This is a genomic window from Phocaeicola sp. HCN-6420, from assembly GCF_037890145.1.
In the GTDB taxonomy this organism is placed as follows: Bacteria; Bacteroidota; Bacteroidia; order Bacteroidales; family Bacteroidaceae; genus Phocaeicola.
Genome location: NZ_JBBKBJ010000010.1, coordinates 14,522 through 36,978, shown reverse-complemented (window position 1 = coordinate 36,978; position 22,457 = coordinate 14,522). Strand labels below are relative to the sequence as shown.

The window sequence follows — 22,457 nt, the reverse complement described above, 5'->3', positions numbered from 1 at the left end:
TTTTTAGTGTTAAGTTCATAATATTATCTCATTCTTAAAGTTATAAGCTTATTGCTTGATTACTAAAGGCATTTCATACCCGAATTCGGTGGCCCCCGGATTCGGGTACTTTTTTTCATCGTATAAATAATTTTAAATTAATAGTCCATTTTTTTTCTTGATTTAACGTAACATATATCATCACATAATTGATAATCAAATCCTCCCATTACAATTTGTAAGACTTCAATGATTTGTTTAAAATCGGCATTTTTCTTAAAACTGAAATTGTACTTATCATCATTAAATATTTCCGGATTACAACGGAATGTTATACCGTAACGTCGTTCCAGCTCACGGAATATTTCATTGGCAGTACAACCTCGAAATACAATCTCACCACGCTGCCAGGCTGTTACATCGTTGATATTGGCGGACAATAATACACTCTGAGAGGTTTTTCTATTATATATCACTTGCTCACCGGGAGAAAGAATATAGTTTATCGTATCCGAGCCTGTGTCAACTTTGACCTTTCCCTTCAATAGAGTCGCTATTATCTCACCTTCTTCAGGATACGCCCTAACATCAAACTCTGTTCCTAATGCTGTTACTGATAAATTAGCTGAGCGAACAATAAAAGGTTTATTTGGATTCTTAGCTACTTGAAAATTTCCTTCACCAAGTAAATACACAACGCGTGTATCTCCTTTAAAATTCTCAGGATATAAAATATAAGAACCGGAATTAAGATGTGCTGTACTTCCATCTGGTAAAACAATACTTCCTGTTTCTCCTTTTTTTATATATTGTTCCACCATCAAAACACTTTTGCTTTCGACTGTGTTTTTGGTTAACCAAAAGGTTGTTATTACAGAAACACACAATATAGCTACAGCAGCGGCATATCTCCATAAAGGGAAATGAATACTCCTGGACTTTTCAGGCTGTGCTACATTTAAACGCTGCAATACATGACTGAAAGATAATTCTGTCTGAGAATCGGCTTTTGCCTCAGTTGTATCCCAAATTTCTTTTAAGGCTTGCTCCTTCAAATCCGAATTATCTTTTCCGATGAGCCAATGCTGTATTTGTTTCGTTAAAGAATCCGAGTATTGAAAACGAACAAAATTCTGTAATATTTTTCTTATGTAGTTTTCCATAAACTGTCTTATTGGCTTTTAATAAAAGACAGTTTGCTCCTACAGACTACTTAATGAAAATATCAAAAAAATTAAAATATTTTTCTTCAGCTCCCGCAAAGCCAAATATAAATGATGTTCTACCGTTCGAACAGAAAGATTTAATTCATCTGCAATTTCCTGATTAGAAAGACCTTGCTTACGACTTAACATAAAAATCTTCCTACGTTGAGGAGGCATTTGTTCAAGAGCCATTTTTAATAAGATATTGATTTCTTTTGCATACAACTTATCAGCAGTTTCATCAAAATCCGACAAAGATACTTGCATATTTTCTGTAACACTCTCAATATAATGAGCCTCAACAGATTTATGTTCCAGAAAATTATAAATATGATTTCTCAGCATAGAAAACAGATAACTATCCCATTTTTCACGTTCAACCCACAAATCCGGATGTGCCCATAATTTTACGAATATATCTTGGGCTATATCTTCTGCATCCTCCTCTGATTTCAGCAACTTCCATGCAAAAGCCTTCACTTTAGGAAAATTCTCCAAGAAGAACTTTCTGAATTTATCTGTTTTTTCATCACCCGTAATCATTCTCTCAATTTTAAATTCCGAAACAAATAGAACAATTTAAGGAGTCTATATCTGACAAATTTACAACATTTTTAACAAATAAGAAATCTTTAATTCTTTTCAAAAAAGGCAAATTAAACTATTATAACTTTTCAATAGTGCGCCATACTAATTAAAGACAAGATTCTTCATTAAATTATATCATACTAAAAAATGATCAGCGCCAAAATAAAGAGAGGGATACTTAAAAAGCATCCCTCTCACAAAAATTATAATCTATTACAATTATTCAGCACGCAAAGTGAAACGTTTGAAATCTGTAATAACCAATTCAGCATCAGCAGCTTTCAATACTTCAGCTACAGTCTTCTTCGGTTCCATAATGCTTTCCTGGTTCAACAGACAAACTTCTTTCAAGAATTTGCCCAGACGACCCTTAGCAATATTTTCAATCATAGCCTGAGGCAAGTTAGCAGCCTTTTCAGCAGCTACAGTTTCTTTAATTTCTTTAGCCTTAGCAACGTCTTCAGCTGTAATCCATCCCTTAGCCATATTGCTTTCCATGTGCTCTTCGCTATCTACATGAGCAGGATTGATACCAGCTTTCTTCAAAGCAGCTTCTACGGCTTTCTGTACCTGTTCTGCCTTAGTCTTTTCGATAGCAACATTGATTTCTTCCTGTTTTACAGCTTCAGGAACACCTGCTTCGTCGATTGCAATCGGGTTCATTGCTGCAATCTGCATACAGATTTCGTGAGCAATCTTTTCGTCACAAACTTTATTGAAAGCAACGATTGTACAAAGCTGATTCTTGTTCATGTGGTTGTAAACAGCAGTGCAAGCACCAGAAACAAAGAAGTAGCCATCCAATTCAGTCTTTTCACCAGTGATACCGCTACGTTCAACGATAGCATCAGCAATTGTACCGCTACCCATCGGAAGAGCTTTTACTTCATCCAAAGTCTGACATTTGTTAGCAATAGCAGCATCCAAGATAGCCTGAGTCAAAGCAACGAAATCTGCATTTTTAGCAACGAAGTCTGTTTCACACTTCAAAGCGATCATAGCAGCATAGTCACCAGTTGATTTTGCCAAAACACAACCTTCTGAAGTTTCACGATCAGAACGTTTTGCAGCAACAGCTTGTCCCTTCTTACGGATAATTTCTACTGCCTTGTCGAAATCGCCTTCAGATTCAGTCAAAGCGTTTTTACAATCCATCATACCAGCTCCGGTCATTTTACGGAGTTTGGTAATATCAGCCATACCAATCTTTACAGCCATAGTAATTTCTTTTTATTGAGTTAATAAATAAATCTATATTAAAGCAAATGAGAGCTGAGAACAGAGAGTTGAGAATTGCCTTTATATAGTAACTCTCAACTTTCAACTCTCAACTCTCACTCTAAAGTATTTTAAGCTTCTTCGTCTTTACCCATGAAAGCGGCAGCCTTTGCAGCATTGATAGCTTCTTCTTCTGCCTTATCCATACGAGCCTTAGTAGCTTTCTTCTTAGCAGCTTTCGGAGCATTTTCTCCAGCAGCTTCCATGTCTACTTTTTCAGCTTTTCTTTCTTCCAAACCTTCTGCCATTGCAGCGCAGCAAGCATCCAAGATAACTTCTACAGACTTAGTAGCGTCATCATTAGCAGGAATTACGAAATCTACGTTTGTAGGATCTGAGTTTGTATCAACGATAGCAAATACAGGAATACCCAAACGATTAGCTTCGCGAACTGCGATATTTTCTTTCAATACGTCTACAACGAACAAAGCAGACGGCAGACGAGTCAAATCAGCGATAGAACCCAAGTTCTTTTCCAATTTAGCACGCTGACGAGAAATCTGAAGAATTTCTCTCTTTGACAAGTTTGAATAAGTACCATCGTTAGTCAACTTATCGATAGTAGCCATTTTCTTCACAGCCTTACGGATAGTCGGGAAGTTAGTCAACATACCACCCGGCCAACGCTCGATTACATAAGGCATGTTTACAGAAGCAGCTTTCTCAGCTACAACCTGTTTTGCTTGTTTTTTAGTAGCAACGAACAGGACTTTCTTTCCTGATTTTGCAATCTGCTTCAAAGCTTCAGCAGCTTCATCAACTTTAGCAACGGTTTTGTTCAGGTCGATGATATGGATTCCGTTGCGTTCCATGAAAATATAAGGAGCCATAGCAGGGTTCCACTTTCTCTTAAGGTGTCCGAAGTGGCAACCAGCCTCCAATAAAGTATCAAAATTTACTCTTGACATTGTTTTTAATCTTTTAATCGTTTACTTTCTTTTTTGTTTAATTGAACCAACTGCCGGGTAGTTTCTCCGCAAACGCTTGTAGGGAAAATCCCGACGGTTTAGATACTAAACGCTTTCTTAGTTGAGAGTTGAAAAGTGAAAGTTGAAAAAAAATAAGCAACTTGTCCGTTCCAACATTCCACCAACTCTTAACGTTTACTGAACTGGAATCTACGACGTGCTTTCGGACGACCCGGTTTTTTACGTTCAACAGAACGAGGATCACGAGTCATGAAGCCTTCTGCACGAAGAGTCTTCTTATCTTCAGGGTTGATTTTAACCAGTGCACGAGCGATAGCCAGACGCAAAGCCTGTGACTGACCAGTAAATCCCCCACCGCACAAGTTAACTTTAATATCATATTTTTCAGCTACTTCCAGCTTATTCAAAGGCTGTTTTACTACATACTGCAGAATAGTTGATGGAAAGTACTGTGCAAGGTCTCTCTTGTTAATAGTAATCTTTCCTGTACCTTCGCTTACGAAAACGCGAGCAACTGCGCTTTTACGTCTGCCTAATGCATTTACTACTTCCATTCTTTATTATTTAAGTGTGTTAATATCAATTACTTTCGGAGTCTGAGCTTCATGTTTGTGTTCAGCACCTTCATATACATAAAGGTTGCCCAGCAACTTAGCTCCCAGACGATTTTTCGGAAGCATACCTTTTACTACTCTCTTCATCAATTTTTCAGCGCCATTCGGTTTTGCCATCAAGCGAGCCGGAGTGATTTCGCGCTGACCGCCCGGATAACCGGTGTAGCTCAAGTAGATTTTATCATTCCACTTGTTTCCTGTAAATTTCACTTTGTCTGCATTGATGATAATAACGTTATCACCGCAGTCTACATGAGGGGTAAAGTTTGGTTTATACTTACCTCTCAACAACTTTGCAACTTTAGCACCGAGGCGACCTACCACCTGATCGGTAGCATCAACTACGACCCATTCTTTAGCCGCAGTTTCTTTGTTTGCAGAAATGGTCTTGTAACTTAAAGTATCCACTCTTAAATCTTTTTTAAAATGTTAACTACTAAAAAACAAATCCGTCACACTTTATTCCTCCCGGACAAAGAGGATTAAAGCATTCAGAATTAAACTTTTATCACTATTTGATAATAATCGGCTTGCAAAATTACTGCTTTTATCCGAACTGACAAAGATTTTAAGTATTTTTTTCTACAGCCAAGCCTCTGACTCAGGGCTAATTAGCGAACAATATTTTCCGGATAAGTAGAAGGCATTACTACACGCTTCCAAATTTCGTGACACCAAGAATCAATCTTATTACCATCACGGTCAACCGTCAGATAATATTTTACAAACATCAGATTACCATTTTCCTTCAATTCAAAATGCATTTCATTTTTATCCCCGTTCAGCTGCGGTAAATGCAAATTCTTTTCCACATATTCGGTATATACATTCTCAGCATTCTGCTTATAAGTTCCATATCCAATAATAATAGCTCCATTCTGCATCATTACCAGATTAGTAAAGCGGCCATCATCTGAAAGAATCTTAAGAGAATTACTCGTTTTCAACTCACCTACAACATTAGGAGAACTGGAACGATAGAAACACATTTGCCATACCCCATTCAATGTAGTTGGAATTTTTTCCTGAATATCCTGAGCCAACATATTCGTCGCACCTAAAAAGAGGCACACTAACCAAAGAAACAAAGAACGTGTTTTCATAACAAATAAATTTAAAAGGTTAAACGAGAAATAAGTTGATATACAAATATATAAAATATATCTTATAAAAAGTTTCCATACTCATTTTTTATTTTACCTTTTTTAAAGATATTCAAGACGAAACAGAAAGAACCTATGCACCCTCCTTATTATATATTATAAAATAAAAAAGCGAATCCCCAGTTGGAGATTCGCCTCAATATAGACAACAGGTATCGATTTAGAATTCAGCATTACGCGGCGTACGCGGGAAAGGAATAACATCACGAATGTTTGCCATACCCGTAACGAACAGCAACAAACGTTCGAATCCCAGGCCAAAGCCAGAATGAGGACATGAACCGTACTTACGTGTATCAAGATACCACCACATATCCTTCATAGGAATATTCAATTCCTTGATACGAGCAAGCAATTTATCATAATCTGCTTCACGCTCAGAGCCACCGATAATTTCACCAATCTTCGGGAAGAGTACATCCATTGCACGAACAGTCTTACCATCTTCATTCTGTTTCATATAGAACGCCTTAATTTCCTTCGGATAATCGGTCAAGATTACAGGACGTTTAAAGTGTTCTTCCACCAGATAACGTTCATGTTCAGAAGCCAAGTCTACCCCCCAATAAACAGGGAATTCAAACTTATGCCCTTTAGCAACGGCATCTTCCAGAATTTTAATTCCTTCAGTATAAGGCAAACGTACAAATTCCTCTTTTAAAACTCCCTGCAAACGTTCAATCAAGCCTTTATCGAACATATCGTTCAGGAATTTCACATCATCGTAGCAGTTATCAAGCGCCCACTGAACACAATACTTAATGAACTCTTCTGCCAAGTCCATATTATCATTGATATCATTGAAAGCGACTTCTGGTTCAATCATCCAGAACTCAGCTAAGTGACGTGGAGTATTTGAATTTTCAGCACGGAATGTCGGACCAAATGTATAAATAGCACCTAAAGCCGTAGCTGCCAGCTCACCTTCCAACTGCCCCGACACGGTCAAACTGGTCTGTTTGCCGAAGAAATCGTTATCATAGATAATCGACCCATTCTCATCCTTCTTCAAATCATACAGATTCATGGTAGTAACCTGAAACATTTGACCGGCACCTTCGCAATCGGAAGCTGTAATAAGCGGTGTATGAAAATAGAAGAACCCACGTTCATGGAAGAACTTGTGAATAGCGATAGCCATATTATGACGAATACGGAACACAGCTCCAAATGTATTCGTACGCGGACGCAAGTGAGCGATTTCACGTAAGAATTCCATAGAATGTCCCTTTTTCTGCAAAGGATATGTATTATCGCAAGTACCCAAAACCTCAATTTCACGAGCCTGGATTTCCGCTGCCTGTCCTGATCCTACTGATTCAACCAGTTCGCCATTCACACTGATACATGCTCCGGTAGTAATCAACTTCAGCATTTCTTCGTCAAAGTTTGCCAAATCAACAACTACCTGCACATTATTTATAGTAGAACCATCATTCAAGGCAATGAAGTTTACCTGTTTGCTACCACGGCGAGTACGTACCCACCCTTTCACATTGACCATTGTTCCGAAATCACGGCACTTCAAAAGGTCAACAATTTTTGTTCTACGAATTGTTTCCATGTTATTATTTCATTAACTAATTATTCAAAAGATCCCATACGGAGCATGTTTACTTCCTGTTCAGTCAGATAACGCCAGTCACCACGACGCAAACCTTTCTTAGTAAGTCCAGCGAAATATACACGATCCAGCTTGATTACACGATAACCCAACGATTCAAAAATACGACGGACAATACGATTCTTTCCTGAATGGATTTCAATGCCTACCTGCGACTTATCTGTATCTGAAGCATAGCTAACAGCATCTGCGTGAATTTCTCCATCATCCAACGTAATACCTGCAACTATCTGATCCAAATCTGCCTTAGTTACGTTTTTATCACAATAAACATGATAGATTTTCTTCTTCAGATACTTCGGATGAGTAAGTTTTGAAGCCAAATCACCATCGTTTGTCAAAAGCAATACACCTGTAGTATTACGGTCCAAACGTCCTACCGGATAAATACGCTCTTTACAAGCACCTTTTACAAAATCCATAACAGTCTTACGTTCCTGAGGATCATCAGAAGTCGTAACACAATCTTTGGGCTTATTCAGCAATACATATACCTTACGTTCAATATTAACAGGCTGGTCATGGAACTTAATTTCGTCAGAACGTTTAACTTTAGTACCCAATTCAGTAACCACTACCCCATTTACCGAAACAACTCCGGCAGTAATAAACTCATCAGCCTCACGACGTGAACAGATTCCTGCATTTGCCAAGAACTTGTTCAAACGAATCGGCTCATCCGGATCTGTCAATATATCCTTATATTCGATTTGTTTCTTCATGCTATACTTAGCATTCGGATTATAATCGGCCGTACGAGGACGATAGCCACCACCTTGCTGACGATTGTAGCCACCCTGCTGACCGCCATTATTGAAACGAGGACGTTGCGGACGATAGCCACCTTCACCTTGCTGACCACCGTTAAAACGCGGACGATACGGACGCTGTTCTCCGCCTTCTCCATTATTATTGTTATAACGAGAATTATACGGACGATGAGGACGAGCATTATTATTAAAGTTTGGATTATACGAAGAACGTTCACCATTATTGTTATCGTACGACGGACGGTTGCCATAAGAACGTTGCTGACGATAACCACCTTCGCCCTGCTGACCGCCGTTATTAAAACGCGGACGATACGGGCGCTGTTCTCCGCCTTCTCCATTGTTATTATTATAACGAGAGTTGTAAGAACGCTGAGGACGTTCGCCTCCTTCATTATTCGGAGTAAAACGCGGACGACGTCCATAACTGTTACCTCCCTCATTACGGTTGTATCTGTTATAACCTTCTCTGTTGTAAGACTTGTAACCATCGCGGCCAGACTGAGTGTTTTCACTCTCCTGTCTGTTTTCTCTTTCTGCCATAATTGTTGTTTTCTATTTATAGATTAATAATTACACCCTTCTCGGGCTAAACTTTTTTTATAGATTTTACATTCCAGTATAATTGTGCGGAGTTATCGCGCGCAATTCCTTCTTAATATCTTCACTGACATTCAGTGTTTCAATAAAGTCTTTAATAGATGCCTCATTGATAGCTTGATTAGTACGAGTCAATGCTTTCAATGCTTCATATGGATGCGGATATGCCTCACGGCGAAGAATAGTCTGAATTGCCTCAGCCACTACACTCCAACAATTATCCAGATCCTCATAAATCTTATGTTCATTCAACAGCAATTTACCAAGTCCTTTCAATGAACTTTGGATTGCAATGATTGTATGTCCGAACGGAACACCGATATTACGCAAAACCGTAGAGTCGGTCAGGTCACGCTGCAAACGCGATACAGGAAGTTTCGATGATAAATGTTCCAATACAGCATTTGCCATACCCAGATTACCTTCCGCATTTTCAAAGTCGATAGGATTCACCTTATGAGGCATTGCACTCGAACCAACTTCACCAGCTTTGATTTTCTGCTTGAAGTATTCCATAGAGATATACTGCCAGAAATCACGGTTCATATCAATCATAATCGTATTGATACGCTTCATAGCGTCGAATATTGCTCCAAGATTATCATAATTGGAAATCTGAGTAGTATATTCTTCACGTTCCAGTCCAAGCTTCTCGGCAACAAACTTATTACCAAAAGCCTTCCAGTCAAACTCCGGATATGCTACATGATGAGCATTATAATTGCCTGTAGCGCCACCGAATTTTGCAGTAATAGGACATGCTTTCAGAACAGCCAACTGGCGATTCAGACGATATGCAAAGACCATAATTTCCTTTCCCAGACGAGTCGGAGAAGCTGGCTGACCATGTGTTTTTGCCAGCATCGGAATATCTTTCCATTCTTCTGCATACGTTGTCAACTGATCTATCAGTTTCTGAATCTGCGGATAATATACATCATTCAACGCATCCTTGATAGACAAAGGCACAGAAGTATTATTGATATCCTGTGAAGTCAGACCAAAATGAATAAATTCTTTATAATGTTCCAGTCCTCCCAATTTATCAAACTGTTCCTTGATGAAATACTCAACAGCCTTTACATCATGGTTTGTAACACTTTCAATTTCCTTGATGCGCTGAGCGTCTGTTTCCGAGAAGTTACGGTAAATATCACGCAGTGATTCAAAACGCGCCGAATCGAAACTTTTCAGCTGCGGCAACGGCAATTCACACAAAGTGATAAAATATTCAATTTCAACCCGCACACGATATTTCATCAGTGCAAACTCTGAAAAATAAGCAGCCAGAGCACCGGCTTTGCTTCTGTATCGACCGTCAATAGGTGATATAGCTGTGAGTAAATCAAGCTCCATCATGTTTTACAAATACTTTTTGAGTCTATATAATGATCATTATTGAGAGTGCAAAGGTAATGTTTTTTCCCGAGTTGAGGGGAGTAACACAGAAAACTTTAGTATTTATTTTACAATTATTTCCTATTGAAAGCCAGCAATAATGCAAAAGTTACCGAACAATGTTATATCTTGCTAATAACCGGAACAATGAAACGCAAAATAATGTAACTTTGCACCCGCAAATAAAAAAAGGAATAAACATATGGAATTACCTAAAGACCCGATGATGCTGTTTAGCTTCATCAACATGAAATTGCGTGATTTCTATCCTTCACTGGATGCACTTTGCCAAGACATGCAGGTCAACAAAGAAGAAATCGTAAACAAACTGAAAGCGGTAGGATTTGAATATAATCCTGAACAAAACAAATTCTGGTGATTATTCATAAAGAATATCACCAGAATTTGTTTTATTAGCCTCAGCATATATAGCCAAACTGCCGAAGCAATCAAAACAGATACTCCGATCACACACCTTCTACACGCTACACGAAGATATATAATCTCTCTATAATCTATTACAATATTACCTCATACAGATCGATAAACGACCAAGAAGGCATTCATCTGGAAAAGAAAAGAACTATTCCCGACTATCAAAGGATCAACGATGTAACCAAAGTTCCGGATTCAGTTTTTCCGTTTCCCTACGAAGCTGAAAGTGAAGTACTGTATTACCATCCTTATCTGTATTGACCTGACCAATGATATCGCGTGCTTTCAGCACACTGCCTTTTTTTACCAACACCGACGACAAGTTACAATACACTGAAATATAGCTACCATGACGGACAAGAACATTCGACAATCCATTATATTGGAATATAGCCGAAACTTCTCCATCGAATATGGCACGAGCCTGCGCACCATCTTTACCCTTTATATCGATACCCTTATTATCCAAACGTACATTCCGTAAACCTTTCACCTGATACTGTCCAAAGTGTCCCACTATCACATAAGGTCCAGTAATCGGAATTGGAAGTCGTCCTTTATTTTGCGAAAAGACACTGGACAAGCGACGGTCTTCTGAATCGACCTTATACTCTTCCACCTTCGAAGGTGCAGTTTTTGTCGTAGTACTCTTTTTGCTTTCTCCGGCAGCGACCGTCTTTTCTTTAGCCAATTCAGCTTTTCTCTTAGCCTCTGCCTTACGACGAGCTTCCTCTTCTGCACGCTTCCGTGCTTTTTCTATTTCTATTTCAATCAGACGATCAATCTGCGCATTCAACCGATCGGCAGAACGACGTTTCTTCGAAATTTCAGACTGAATACTTCGTTGTTTCTTTTGCAAAGATGTAAGCAATGTCTTACGGTCCTTTTCCTGTTCTTCGAGCTTCATTCTTTCAGCTTCTCCCTGCTTCAACAATTCTTCCTTTGCTTTTCTGCTGGCCAGTAATGTCTGCTGCTTCTCGGTAACCTGTTTTTGCTTGCGTTCTACTTGGATTCCCTGCAAGCGCTGATAATCGGCATACTCACGAACATACCGTAACCGCCGGTACATCTGACTCAGGTTATCTGCCGAAAAAATAAACATCAGTTTTTCCTGTATGGACTTATTGCGATACATATACTTCACCGACTGTTCATACTTTTTCTTTTTATCAGTCAGCTCCCGCTGTAAAGACCGTAACTCTACCTGCAAACGGTCAACTTCCGTCTGTATAACCTTTACATCGTTTTCAATTGTTTCAATATACTTTTTGCGTTCATTAATCTGTCCCGAAAGTAAAGCCAAGTTATCCAACTGACTTTTTACATCCTTTTTGGTCGATTGCAGCAACGTTTCGGATGCAGAAATCTGTTTTTGCAACTCAGCATGCTGCTTCTCCAATTCCCGAATCTTACGAGTACTCTGTGCAAATCCTTGCACACAGAACAGACAGATCAATAATACACCAAGTAATTGTTTCATTGTTTCAACAAAGTCTTTAGCAATTCTTGTAATTCAATTTGCTGATAACGAGACGACAATTGTGTCCGTCCCTCCCAATCACCACCAACCGACAGGCGAGAAAATTTCATGTCGAGCGTAAGAGCCTTACCCGTCCCTTCTACAGAAAGCAACATATGACTTGGAAACAAACGATTGTCCAATGTCGTAAAATCATCATATTTCCAGTTAAGTGCGTAAGGAGTATTTAAAACTCCAATATGACTTTCCTCCAACAGGCCACGATCGGCAGATGTACGGAAACGATAAGACAATCCCTTAGCAGGTTTTGCCTCCAGCAAAGCATATTCACCTTCCAATGAAATATGGAAAGACTTAGCATCAGTAACATCCAGTTGCGCTTTTCCCGGAAGGAATAGTTCATTCAAAAATAAAGACTGTAGGATATTAAAGCTCAACTCTGTATTTGCCAAACGGCTAAGCTCCTCGAATGATACCTTAACATATCGTTTATTTAAACGGTCGACAGCCAGCAATCCGTCGGGAGTAATCTCCAGACGAGCCACTTCAATTCCCAGCAACGGGGCCACATACAACTGTATAGACTCACCTCTTTTCAAACGAAGTGTAGCACTTATTTTTGCATCCTTCTGTCCTTCCATGTTCAGATTCAGTGCAACTTTTCCGCTCACAGCCTTCCATGAAGGCGAGAGTTCTATAACTTTCTCCATATATGCCTCCCCTGTCAGTCCTCCAACCATAGGAGTCTTTTCAATCTTCCGGGTAGACGAACACGAAGCCACCAAAACAAGAGCTATCAGCACATACAGATATCGTATTAACAATCTTATCATTCGGCTATATATTTCTTTTGAGCAATCTTTTGTTTTAAACGTTTCTTTTCTTTTTCTGTAGGCGGAGTAGAGCCATCTTCGGGAGTTTCATTCATCGCATCAGCTTTCTTCCAGTATTCCAAAGCCTTATCCTTCTCACCCAACATATAATAGATATCACCAGCATGTTCCACAATCGTACGACTTTCATCTCCTTTATTACGCAAAGCCTGTTCAATATAGATACGTGCCTCGGTATATCTTCCTTTTTCGAACAAAATCCATGCATAGGTATCAAGATAAGTTTCATTATCCGGCTCAGCCTTCACGGTACGATAACTCATTTCTTCGGCCTTATCCAAATCCTTCCGCTCAACGGAAAGGAAATAAGCATAATTGTTCAACGTACCGATATTATCCGGATTGTATACTAACGAAGAATCATAAGCAGCATATGCCTCAGCATGCATTTCCTTTGAATGATATAAATCACCCAGTATAGCATAAAAGTCAGAAACAATATTTTTATCACTCTTTTCATTTATCTGCTTTATACCTTTAGTGAATACATCCAAAGCCTCATCGGTTTCTCCTTTCTGATGATAGGCTATTCCCAGATAATAATAGAACTCAAGCGACTCCGGATTATATTCCAGTGCAGGTTTGGCTATTTGAATTACATCATCCAAATCATTGTCACGTATGGCATAACTCAGCAGTTGAAGACGTGCCGGCTTGTTTTCCGGATCAAGTGCCAATATCTGATGCAATACAGGCACAGCTTCTTTTTCCATTTTTTTCGTCAGCAGATACTGTGCACACAGCATCGCCAGGTCAGCATTCTGCTGCGGACGCTTCAAGATATTCTGAAACAAAGAAACAATCTGCGTGCTATCCTTGGAGCCTTGTTCCGACTGAAGGATAAGCTGACGCATAATTTCCATCTTGGTATCCGACTGCACATCATCATTCAGCAAAATCGTATCAAGTTGTGCCTGATATAAACTATCCTGCCCCGTTTTCTGATAATAAGAAGCCATCGAGATCAACGCCGGAGCATATCCGGGCTCTTCTTTCAAGATACGCTGATAAACGCCAAGCGCTTCCTGAGGCTTGTCGTTATTCAGATAGACATCTCCCAAGATTGTCTGGTAACGCATGTCGTAAGGATATTCTTTCGACAAGCTTTCTATTTCTGTAAAAGCCTTCTCCTGATCACCCAGCAATAAAAACATACGGAATTTTTCCATACTAATCTGTTCCGACTTTCCATCCAGTTCTTCCAAGCGATTCAACGTATTAATAACCTGCTGATAGCTTTTGGCCTGATTATATAAATCAATCAACGACATCAGCGGCTCCAGACGCGACGGAAACTGGTCCGCCATGTTTTCATAAACCGCAATAGCCTTCGGAATATCCCGTTTCCGTTCGTAATAAGAAGCCAGTGTCTGCTTATACCAGAAATTAGATTCATCAGAAGAAACAGCCTGTTTCAAAGCCTGTTCTCCTTTGGTTTCCTGCCCCAGATACATGTAAAACTGCGAAAGCTCGTATAGAGCAGCTCCCGAAGTCGGATAAATATCCAGACAATGTTGATACAGCTCGTACGCTGCATCGAAATCACCTTTCTGTTTCATACGAACAGCTTCCAGAAAATAATAGTCGTACTTCCGCCGCTGTTCAGGAGTAAGCGGATCCTTTTGTGCGACAGCCTGCTGCTGCTTTTGTCTCATCTGCTTGCCAGAAGTTCCGCAAGCAGCCACAATCACCATCATGCAAGCCGATATGATATAAATTAATTTTCGCATACCGATGAAATTTTTAGATAAAGGAATACGGACACGCTTCGTTATTTTACTCCTGTATGTCCGAAGCCACCAGCTCCACGCTCAGTATCTTCCAACACTTCCACCTCCTGCCATTCGGCCTGTTCATAACGAGCAATTACCATCTGTGCAATGCGTTCACCATCTTCTATCACAAAATCCTCTGTAGAAAGGTTAACCACAATAACACCAATTTCACCACGATAATCAGCATCAATCGTACCCGGTGTATTCAAAAGCGTAATTCCTTTTTTCAGAGCCAGTCCGCTTCGGGGACGTATCTGCGCTTCAAATCCTTCGGGCAAAGCTATATATAATCCGGTAGGCACAAGACAACGCTGCAAAGGTTTCAATACTATAGGCTCATTCAGGTTCGCGCGCAAATCCATCCCTGCCGAGCTACTTGTAGCATACTGGGGTAATGCATGTTTCGACTTATTGATAATCTGTACTTTCATTTTACGGTCATTTTAATTGTGCGAAGTTAAACATTTCGGGGGACTTACTATTTATGTTTACCATTTTTTATAAAAACAAATCTTTTATCAGACAAAATCGTCCCTTTTTCTCACCCGGCTATCCGTTTTTCCAGCGATTTTACCTAAGTTTGCAAAAAACTGTAACCAACCATGAACTGGAACCAACTCATATCGAACAAGCGTTTCGGACTGGAAGCTTTGCATGAAACCAGAAAGGAAGACAGAACTGAATTTCAACGTGATTACGACCGGTTGATTTTCTCTGCCCCTTTCCGCCGTCTGCAGAACAAAACTCAGGTATTTCCGTTGCCCGGAAGTATTTTCGTACACAACCGTCTGACTCATAGTCTGGAAGTTTCCTGTGTAGGACGTTCACTGGGAAACGATGTTGCCATGCGCCTCTTACAAAAACATCCGGAATTATCAGATTCACACTTGTCGGAAATCGGCGCCATTGTTTCCGCCGCCTGCCTGGCACACGACCTTGGCAACCCTCCTTTCGGGCATTCGGGAGAGAAAGCCATTGGCACCTATTTCTCCGAAGGGAAAGGACTCGCACTGAAACCTTTTTTATCGGAAGCTGAATGGGAGGACTTGACTCACTTCGAAGGAAACGCAAATGCCTTCCGTCTGCTGACGCATCAATTTCAAGGAAGACGGCCGGGAGGATTTGTCATGACGTATTCTACTCTTGCCTCTATTGTCAAATACCCGTATTCATCACGACTGGCAGGGAAAAAGCAGAAATTCGGTTTCTTTCTGAGCGAAGAAACAGACTACAAGCGAATCGCAGACGAGCTCGGCATTATCAAGCTGAGTAAAGACGGCGAACCGGTACGCTATGCACGCCATCCGCTGGTATATCTGGTAGAAGCAGCCGACGACATCTGCTATCAGATGATGGACATAGAAGATGCTCACAAACTGAAGATTCTGACGACTCAAGAAACAAAAGAACTATATTCACAGTTTTTTACGGAAGCCCGAAAAAAACGTATCAATGAAATCTGTCAGTTGGTTACAGACACCAACGAACGGATAGCCTATCTGCGCACATCTGCCATAGGCGTACTGATACAAGCATGCACACAAGTCTTTGTCGAAAACGAAGAACAGATTCTTTCCGGCACTTTCGAGGGGCCTCTTATCAAACACATGGATGAACCGATACGAAAAGCATATGCAAATTGCTCAAAGACAGCCTTCGCAAAAATTTATTGTTCAAAAGACGTTCTTGACATCGAGCTTGCCGGTTATCAAGTCATTACGACCTTAATCGACCTGATGATAGAAGCAGTCAGATACCCCGACAAGGCTTATTCCAAGTTACTCATCAACCGCGTATCGAAACAATACGAAGTACAGGCACCTACCTTATACGGGAAAATACAAGCCGTACTCGATTACATTTCAGGCATGACCGACGTATATGCACTCGATTTATACCGCAAGATAAACGGAAACAGCCTGCCTGCCGTTTAAAACAACAATAAAGCCGATTCCATATATCTGTTCCAAATGGAACGTCATATATGGAACCGGCTCCTAATTTATTTGATCAAAATCAGATTGAACTTTTTGAAACCACCGGATTAGCACCAGAAGTGATTTGAAGCGCCTCCGGATGTTCCTTGATATACGATTCGATGTGACGAATACGTTTCTCTTCCAGAATTTCATCCACGGCAATCAGGATACCGGTTTCCTCCACATCACCAAAGCCGTCGTTGATAGCTGTACCAAACATACGCATGGTAGGCGACAAACTCATGTAAGCATTTACCAAAGGAGGTATATTATAACCCAGTTTACGCACTTCCGAATTCAATACCTTATAATCATCCTTGAACGTATCGTAACAGAATAATTTTTCCAAGACAGCCGGGTCTGTTTCAATTTCCAGCGGAACCATCGGAGTAATCAAACCGTCCTTGTCGGAGAAATGCTTCTTCAGGAAGAAGAGAATCATATCACGTCCAAAACGATTGTAACTGGGATACATCGTCATCTTGCCAAAAAAATATTTAACATTCGACTTAACCACCGTCAAGGCACCCAGACCATCCCATAGATTATCGAGCGCAAACAGTCCCTTCGAACCCGCACGGGTTGACTGATATTCCAGTGTAACAAACGAACGTCCCAATTCAATAGTCGTAGGAAGATATTCCTTCAGGAATTTTTCTGAAAAATTGAACATATGAGCAGTAGCCAGCACAGGTTTTCCCTGCTTATCAAACTCTACCTCATCTCCCAATATATAACGATAACCTCCAAGAATTTCTTCCGCATCCGGATTCCAGACCACCAGTTGCTGGTAAGGATTTTCCATTAAGTCATATTCATCCAGGTCTAATGCTTTCCCGGTTCCACCTCCGGCAGCACGGAAAGCTATCTCACGCAAACGGCCAATCTCCTTCAGCACATTAGGAGCATTCTTCCAGTTTACGATATAGATTTCGTTATGGCTTTTATTAGTCGACCTCAAACGCCTTTCAGCGGTCAGTTCCGACTTAAGTAACTCTCTGTCAATAGGTGCAATAATATCTTCCATATATGTAATTAAAATCTTCCTAAATTACAGTTTATAGACCAAATCTCTGACATATTCTGCCCACTCGGCCGGAGATTTGGATTTATCGAATGCATGCCAGGGTATAGGCTTCCCGATGGTTACCCGAAACGTTTTATGACGGTTCTTGAACATTTCGTCTGCCAGATACAACATGGCTATATTAAATTTTATTCCAAAGAACTTACAAGCGTTGGCAAGATTATAGAAAAAATTGGAGTTCCGCCCTTCAAAATGTATAGGCACTACATAGCGCTGGGTTTCAATACTCTTGGTAATAAATGTTTTCTTCCACGCTAAATCTTTGATAACACCATGCTGACGGCGGGAACATATGCCGGCAGGAAACATTATGATGTGGCTGTCGGAGCGGAATCCCTCTTCTACCATTCTGGGAAAATCGCGCGACTGCGATCCGGTCTTGTTGATAGGAATGCAGAGTGGAGCCAATCCATGCAGGTTCATCAGCAAATCGTTGACCAGATACTTGATGCGTCCGTTGTAGTGCGTTCCCAACAAATACCCCAGTGCAACGCCGTCCTGACCGCCCAACGGATGGTTCGACACAAACGTGCACAGTCCGTCTTCTGGCAAATTCTCCAGCCCATGTACATCCAACTTTGCATCCAGAAAGCCCATACATGCAGCCAGAAAATCAACCCCGCTTTTATCTTTTACGCTTTTCAGGAAAGCATTAATCTCCTCCTGATGCACGATATGCTTCAGATAAGAAACAAAAAAGCGAGGAATTCGCCTGGCTTTTTTCCCAGCCTTCTCCTTCAAGATTTTATCAATGTCTATTAAAAAAATCGAATCGCTAGCCATTATTTCATTCACACATTTCTTTGCAAATGTAATCTATCTTTCGTAATGTTGCTCACTTATATCGAAAAAATGTAACATCAAAGCCAGAAAAAAAGGACACAATGAATTAAAATGTAACAGAATTGCACAATAAGGCAATTAAATGTGCAAATTTTCCTTTATCCCCCAGCGGATTTATAAAAAAGAAGCACTTACCACAAAACCAACGACTTAGAGTTTCACCTAAAATTTGTACAAATTCTTATTTTTTTTGTACAAATTTTCAAAAAACGTCAAGAGGTTTTTCAGAAAACTTCCCGAGGTTTTTTCGCATCGCCACGATATTTCACAATAATGCCTTTACCTGTTGATAACTTCCTCAAATATTTTCATAAAACTATACCCTTTAATTGTCGGGAAATATGTAATTTTACCAGCCCAATATATATAAGGTGTAAACCTATTAAAGTAACAGCATAATAATGAACGAAACAGAACAGATATATCACATACCAGTATTGCTGAACGAAAGCATCGAAGGCATGAATCTTCACCCTGCAGGCATCTATGCCGACATGACATTCGGAGGCGGAGGACACTCAAAGGAGATTCTGCGCCGCATGGATGCAGACAGTCACCTATACAGCTTCGACCAGGATGAAGACGCCGAAAAGAATATCGTCGATGACCCGCGCTTCACTTTCGTCCGAAGCAATTTCCGCTACCTTCATAACTTTCTCCGCTATTACGGTGTGGAAGAAGTAGATGCTATACTTGCCGATCTGGGAGTTTCATCGCATCATTTCGACGACTCGGAACGCGGCTTTTCATTCCGCTTCGACGGCAATCTGGATATGCGCATGAACAAACGTGCCGGATTGACGGCTGCCGACATTGTAAACACTTACGAAGAAGAACGACTGGCTAATGTCTTTTATCTGTACGGAGAGTTAAAAAATAGCCGCAAGCTGGCTTCGGTTCTGGTTAAAGCTCGTACACAGAAACAATTCGTTACTATCGGCGACTTCTTGGAAGTGATAAAGCCTTTGTTTGGAAGAGAGCGTGAGAAGAAAGAACTCGCCAAGGTCTTTCAGGCACTGCGCATTGAGGTCAACCAGGAAATGGAAGCACTGAAGGAGATGCTGTATGCGGCAACCGAAGCGCTAAAGCCCGGAGGACGGCTGGTAATCATTACTTATCATTCGCTGGAAGACCGCATCGTAAAGAATCTTATCAAGACAGGCAACGTGGAAGGTAAGGTAGAACAAGACTTCTACGGCAACGTGCAGAGTCCTTTCCGTGCGGTAAACAACAAGGTAATCGTTCCTTCGGACGAAGAAATAGCCCGAAATCCACGGTCACGAAGCGCAAAATTACGTATAGCAGAAAAGAAATAGTTAAACTCATGGAACAGCAAGATACAACATCACAACAACAAGGCTCTTCACATATTACGCTGAAGAGTATTTTGGGAGGAGATATTCTGGCACACAGCTTCCTGAAAAGACAAGCAAACCTGCTTATCCTGATTGTCATTCTTACTATCTTGTACATAGACAACCGCTATTCCAGCCAGCAGGAACAGATTGAAATAGACCGGCTGAAAAAGGAACTGACAGACATCAAATACGATGCGCTGACCATTTCTTCCGAACTGACGGAACGAAGCCGCCAGTCGCGCATCGAAGAATATATAGCAACCGAAGGTACTCCGCTGCAAACAGCGGCAACTCCTCCTTATCTGATTAAAAAAGAAGACGAAAAGAAATGATACCCGGACTTAAAAATATAATGTTGCGCTACACGTTTATCGTGGTAATCATGTTTGTGCTGGCTGTACTGATTATAGTCAAGGCAGGATTCATCATGTTTGCCGAACGACAATACTGGAAAGATGTAGCCGACCGTTTCGTAAAAGAAAACGTAATCGTGCCCCCCACACGAGGAAACATCATTTCTTCCGACGGGAAACTGATGGCAAGCAGCCTGCCCGAATATCGTATCTACATGGATTTCCGTGCCGGAGGAACGGAGAAAGATACCATGCTGATGAACCATCTGGCAGAAATCAGTCAGGGACTTCACGAAATATTCCCGGATAAAAGTGCGCAAGAATTCCGCAAGCACTTGCTGAAAGGACGCCGTTCTAAAAGCCGTCATTTTCTGATTTACCCTCAGCGTATTTCGTATATCGAATACAAGGAAGTCAAACGCCTGCCCGTATTCGAACTGAGCCCCAACAGAGGTGGCTTGCATGTGGAAACATTCAACCAGCGCAAGAAACCGTTCGGTTCACTGGCTATGCGAACACTGGGAGATATGTACCCTGACATGGCACAAGGAGCAAAAAACGGTCTGGAATTAACTTACGATTCCATTTTAAAAGGACAGAACGGAATTACTCACCGCCAAAAGGTTATGAACAAATATTTGAACATTATCGACAAGCCAGCTGTAGACGGTTGTGATATCATCACGACAATCGATGTCGACATGCAGGATATTGCCGAGAAAGCATTGGTAGACCAACTGAAAACACTGGAGGCGATTTCGGGAGTAGCAGTCGTAATGGAAGTAAAAACCGGCGAGGTGAAAGCCAATGTCAATATGACACGTGCCAGCGACGGCAATTATTATGAAATGCGAAATGCAGCCGTAAGCAACCTGATGGAACCGGGTTCTACTTTCAAAACAGCATCTATCATGGTTGCCATGGAGGATAAATACATCACTCCCGACTATGAAGTAGATACCGGCAACGGAATGGTCAACATGTACGGTAGCTGGATGAAGGACTGGAACTGGTACAAAGGCGGATACGGAAAAATAGATGTAACCAAAATCTTGGAGGTATCATCGAACGTGGGAGTATCGACTATCATCGATAAATTCTACAAGAATAATCCTCAAAAGTTCGTCGACGGTCTGAAACGTATGAGCATTGACACTCCGCTTCATCTGGGATTTGTGGGAGAAGCCAGTCCGCGAATTCTCGGTCCGAAGGAACGTTATTTCGCAAAAACGACCTTGCCGTGGATGAGTATTGGTTACGAAACCATGATTCCCCCTATTTACATCCTGAATTTCTACAATGCCATTGCCAACGATGGGGTGATGATAAAGCCTAAATTTGTAAAGGCCATTTCGAAAGACGGTGAAATATTGGAGGAAATCCCAACAGAAGTTGTCAACCCCAAAATCTGTTCGGATACGACATTGACCATGATCCGTACCATTTTGCGTAAAGTCGTATCTGAAGGACTTGCCAAACCGGCAGGAAGCAAGCAGTTCAGCGTATCAGGTAAAACTGGTACAGCGCAGATTTCTCAGGGTAAGGCTGGATATAAATCCGGAGGAGTAAGTTATCTGGTTAGTTTCTGCGGATATTTTCCTTCAGAAGCACCCAAATACAGTTGCATCGTTTCCATACAGATACCTCACGGACCTGCATCCGGAGGCTTACAGGCAGGAAGTGTATTCAGTCGTATAGCCGAGCGCATCTATGCCAAACATCTGTATCGTGACCTTGCTCATGCAAAAGACTCGACGGCTGTACTGATACCGGAGGTAAAGAATGGGGATATCGAAGAATCGTCATATGTACTTCGTGCACTGAACATTCCGGGAAACAGCAAAACTGTTCCCTACTCTACCCAGCCTTTATGGGGAAAAGCCCAATGCACACACACCTATGCCGATCTGAAAATGACGAAACTGAACAAGCATCAGGTTCCAAATGTATTAAACATGGGGGCAAAGGATGCGGTATACTTACTGGAAGACTATGGTCTGAGAGTACGACTTGTAGGAGTGGGTGAAGTAAAAGCCCAAAGCATTCCGGCCGGCTCTCCGATTCATAAAGGACAGACTATTACATTAACATTAAAGCATTAGAAAT

The 22,457-nt window shown here is 40.9% G+C and carries 21 protein-coding genes; 5 read left to right on the top strand and 16 right to left on the bottom strand.

Going from position 1 to position 22,457, the window contains the following annotated elements:
* Positions 1-137: 137 nt before the first annotated feature.
* The 10 genes from WKT12_RS07995 to purB form a co-directional block, all read right to left on the bottom strand.
* Complete coding sequence (locus tag WKT12_RS07995; RefSeq protein WP_340319359.1) at positions 138-1,142, bottom strand: FecR family protein; 1,005 nt, start codon at positions 1,140-1,142, stop codon at positions 138-140.
* 39 nt (positions 1,143-1,181) lie between these two features.
* Positions 1,182-1,727 carry an RNA polymerase sigma-70 factor gene (locus tag WKT12_RS07990; RefSeq protein WP_340319358.1) on the bottom strand — a complete coding sequence of 182 codons (546 nt, stop codon included), beginning with the start codon at positions 1,725-1,727 and terminating at the stop codon, positions 1,182-1,184.
* Positions 1,728-1,991: 264 nt separating this feature from the next.
* Positions 1,992-2,990 (bottom strand): translation elongation factor Ts, encoded by a 999-nt coding sequence (tsf, locus tag WKT12_RS07985; protein ID WP_340319357.1) that lies wholly within the window; start codon positions 2,988-2,990, stop codon positions 1,992-1,994.
* 131 nt (positions 2,991-3,121) lie between these two features.
* On the bottom strand, positions 3,122-3,958 hold the full coding sequence (gene rpsB / locus WKT12_RS07980; RefSeq protein ID WP_022232074.1) for a 30S ribosomal protein S2: 837 nt from the start codon (positions 3,956-3,958) through the stop codon (positions 3,122-3,124).
* 188 nt (positions 3,959-4,146) lie between these two features.
* Positions 4,147-4,533, bottom strand: coding sequence for a 30S ribosomal protein S9 (gene rpsI / locus WKT12_RS07975; protein ID WP_007569886.1), 387 nt, complete (start codon positions 4,531-4,533; stop codon positions 4,147-4,149).
* Between the two features lie 6 nt (positions 4,534-4,539).
* Positions 4,540-5,001: a 50S ribosomal protein L13 gene (gene rplM, locus WKT12_RS07970; protein WP_021971068.1), complete on the bottom strand. Its 462-nt coding sequence runs from the start codon at positions 4,999-5,001 to the stop codon at positions 4,540-4,542.
* A 203-nt stretch (positions 5,002-5,204) separates the two neighbouring features.
* Complete coding sequence (locus tag WKT12_RS07965) at positions 5,205-5,696, bottom strand: DUF4488 domain-containing protein (protein ID WP_021971067.1); 492 nt, start codon at positions 5,694-5,696, stop codon at positions 5,205-5,207.
* Between the two features lie 220 nt (positions 5,697-5,916).
* Positions 5,917-7,320, bottom strand: coding sequence for an asparagine--tRNA ligase (gene asnS, locus WKT12_RS07960; protein ID WP_021970842.1), 1,404 nt, complete (start codon positions 7,318-7,320; stop codon positions 5,917-5,919).
* Positions 7,321-7,340: 20 nt separating this feature from the next.
* Positions 7,341-8,693: a pseudouridine synthase gene (locus WKT12_RS07955; protein WP_340319356.1), complete on the bottom strand. Its 1,353-nt coding sequence runs from the start codon at positions 8,691-8,693 to the stop codon at positions 7,341-7,343.
* Between the two features lie 66 nt (positions 8,694-8,759).
* Entirely contained in the window at positions 8,760-10,106 is a 1,347-nt protein-coding gene (gene purB, locus WKT12_RS07950; RefSeq protein ID WP_340319411.1) for an adenylosuccinate lyase, read from the bottom strand.
* Positions 10,107-10,350: 244 nt separating this feature from the next.
* Between purB and WKT12_RS07945 the strand changes: the two genes are divergently transcribed.
* Entirely contained in the window at positions 10,351-10,527 is a 177-nt protein-coding gene (locus WKT12_RS07945; RefSeq protein ID WP_021970845.1) for a DUF4250 domain-containing protein, read from the top strand.
* A gap of 225 nt (positions 10,528-10,752) precedes the next feature.
* Here WKT12_RS07945 and WKT12_RS07940 read toward each other — a convergent pair whose 3' ends face one another.
* From WKT12_RS07940 to dut, 4 genes are read right to left on the bottom strand one after another with little or no spacing between them, the layout of a single operon-like run.
* The gene (locus WKT12_RS07940) at positions 10,753-12,063 is read right to left on the bottom strand and encodes a murein hydrolase activator EnvC family protein (RefSeq protein ID WP_021970846.1); all 1,311 of its coding nucleotides are present in this window, start codon (positions 12,061-12,063) and stop codon (positions 10,753-10,755) included.
* The gene (locus WKT12_RS07935; RefSeq protein WP_340319355.1) at positions 12,060-12,896 is read right to left on the bottom strand and encodes a DUF4292 domain-containing protein; all 837 of its coding nucleotides are present in this window, start codon (positions 12,894-12,896) and stop codon (positions 12,060-12,062) included. Before WKT12_RS07935 ends, WKT12_RS07940 begins: the two co-directional genes overlap by 4 nt.
* Entirely contained in the window at positions 12,893-14,686 is a 1,794-nt protein-coding gene (locus WKT12_RS07930; RefSeq protein ID WP_340319354.1) for a tetratricopeptide repeat protein, read from the bottom strand. Before WKT12_RS07930 ends, WKT12_RS07935 begins: the two co-directional genes overlap by 4 nt.
* A 41-nt stretch (positions 14,687-14,727) precedes the next feature.
* Positions 14,728-15,162, bottom strand: a complete 435-nt coding sequence (dut, locus tag WKT12_RS07925) for a dUTP diphosphatase (protein WP_021970849.1) — start codon at positions 15,160-15,162, stop codon at positions 14,728-14,730.
* A gap of 171 nt (positions 15,163-15,333) precedes the next feature.
* Here dut and WKT12_RS07920 point away from each other — a divergent pair, with 171 nt between their 5' ends.
* The gene (locus WKT12_RS07920) at positions 15,334-16,665 is read left to right on the top strand and encodes a deoxyguanosinetriphosphate triphosphohydrolase (RefSeq protein ID WP_340319353.1); all 1,332 of its coding nucleotides are present in this window, start codon (positions 15,334-15,336) and stop codon (positions 16,663-16,665) included.
* 82 nt (positions 16,666-16,747) lie between these two features.
* Here WKT12_RS07920 and WKT12_RS07915 read toward each other — a convergent pair whose 3' ends face one another.
* Both WKT12_RS07915 and WKT12_RS07910 read right to left on the bottom strand, forming a co-directional pair.
* Complete coding sequence (locus tag WKT12_RS07915) at positions 16,748-17,737, bottom strand: GNAT family N-acetyltransferase (RefSeq protein ID WP_340319352.1); 990 nt, start codon at positions 17,735-17,737, stop codon at positions 16,748-16,750.
* Positions 17,738-17,761: 24 nt separating this feature from the next.
* Positions 17,762-18,580: a 1-acyl-sn-glycerol-3-phosphate acyltransferase gene (locus WKT12_RS07910; protein WP_340319351.1), complete on the bottom strand. Its 819-nt coding sequence runs from the start codon at positions 18,578-18,580 to the stop codon at positions 17,762-17,764.
* Between the two features lie 461 nt (positions 18,581-19,041).
* Here WKT12_RS07910 and rsmH point away from each other — a divergent pair, with 461 nt between their 5' ends.
* From rsmH to WKT12_RS07895, 3 genes are read left to right on the top strand one after another with little or no spacing between them, the layout of a single operon-like run.
* Positions 19,042-19,956, top strand: a complete 915-nt coding sequence (gene rsmH / locus WKT12_RS07905; protein WP_021970853.1) for a 16S rRNA (cytosine(1402)-N(4))-methyltransferase RsmH — start codon at positions 19,042-19,044, stop codon at positions 19,954-19,956.
* A gap of 8 nt (positions 19,957-19,964) precedes the next feature.
* Positions 19,965-20,330, top strand: coding sequence for an FtsL-like putative cell division protein (locus WKT12_RS07900; protein ID WP_340319350.1), 366 nt, complete (start codon positions 19,965-19,967; stop codon positions 20,328-20,330).
* Complete coding sequence (locus WKT12_RS07895) at positions 20,327-22,453, top strand: penicillin-binding protein (protein ID WP_340319349.1); 2,127 nt, start codon at positions 20,327-20,329, stop codon at positions 22,451-22,453. The genes WKT12_RS07900 and WKT12_RS07895 overlap by 4 nt, the downstream gene beginning before the upstream one ends.
* Positions 22,454-22,457 lie beyond the last annotated feature (4 nt).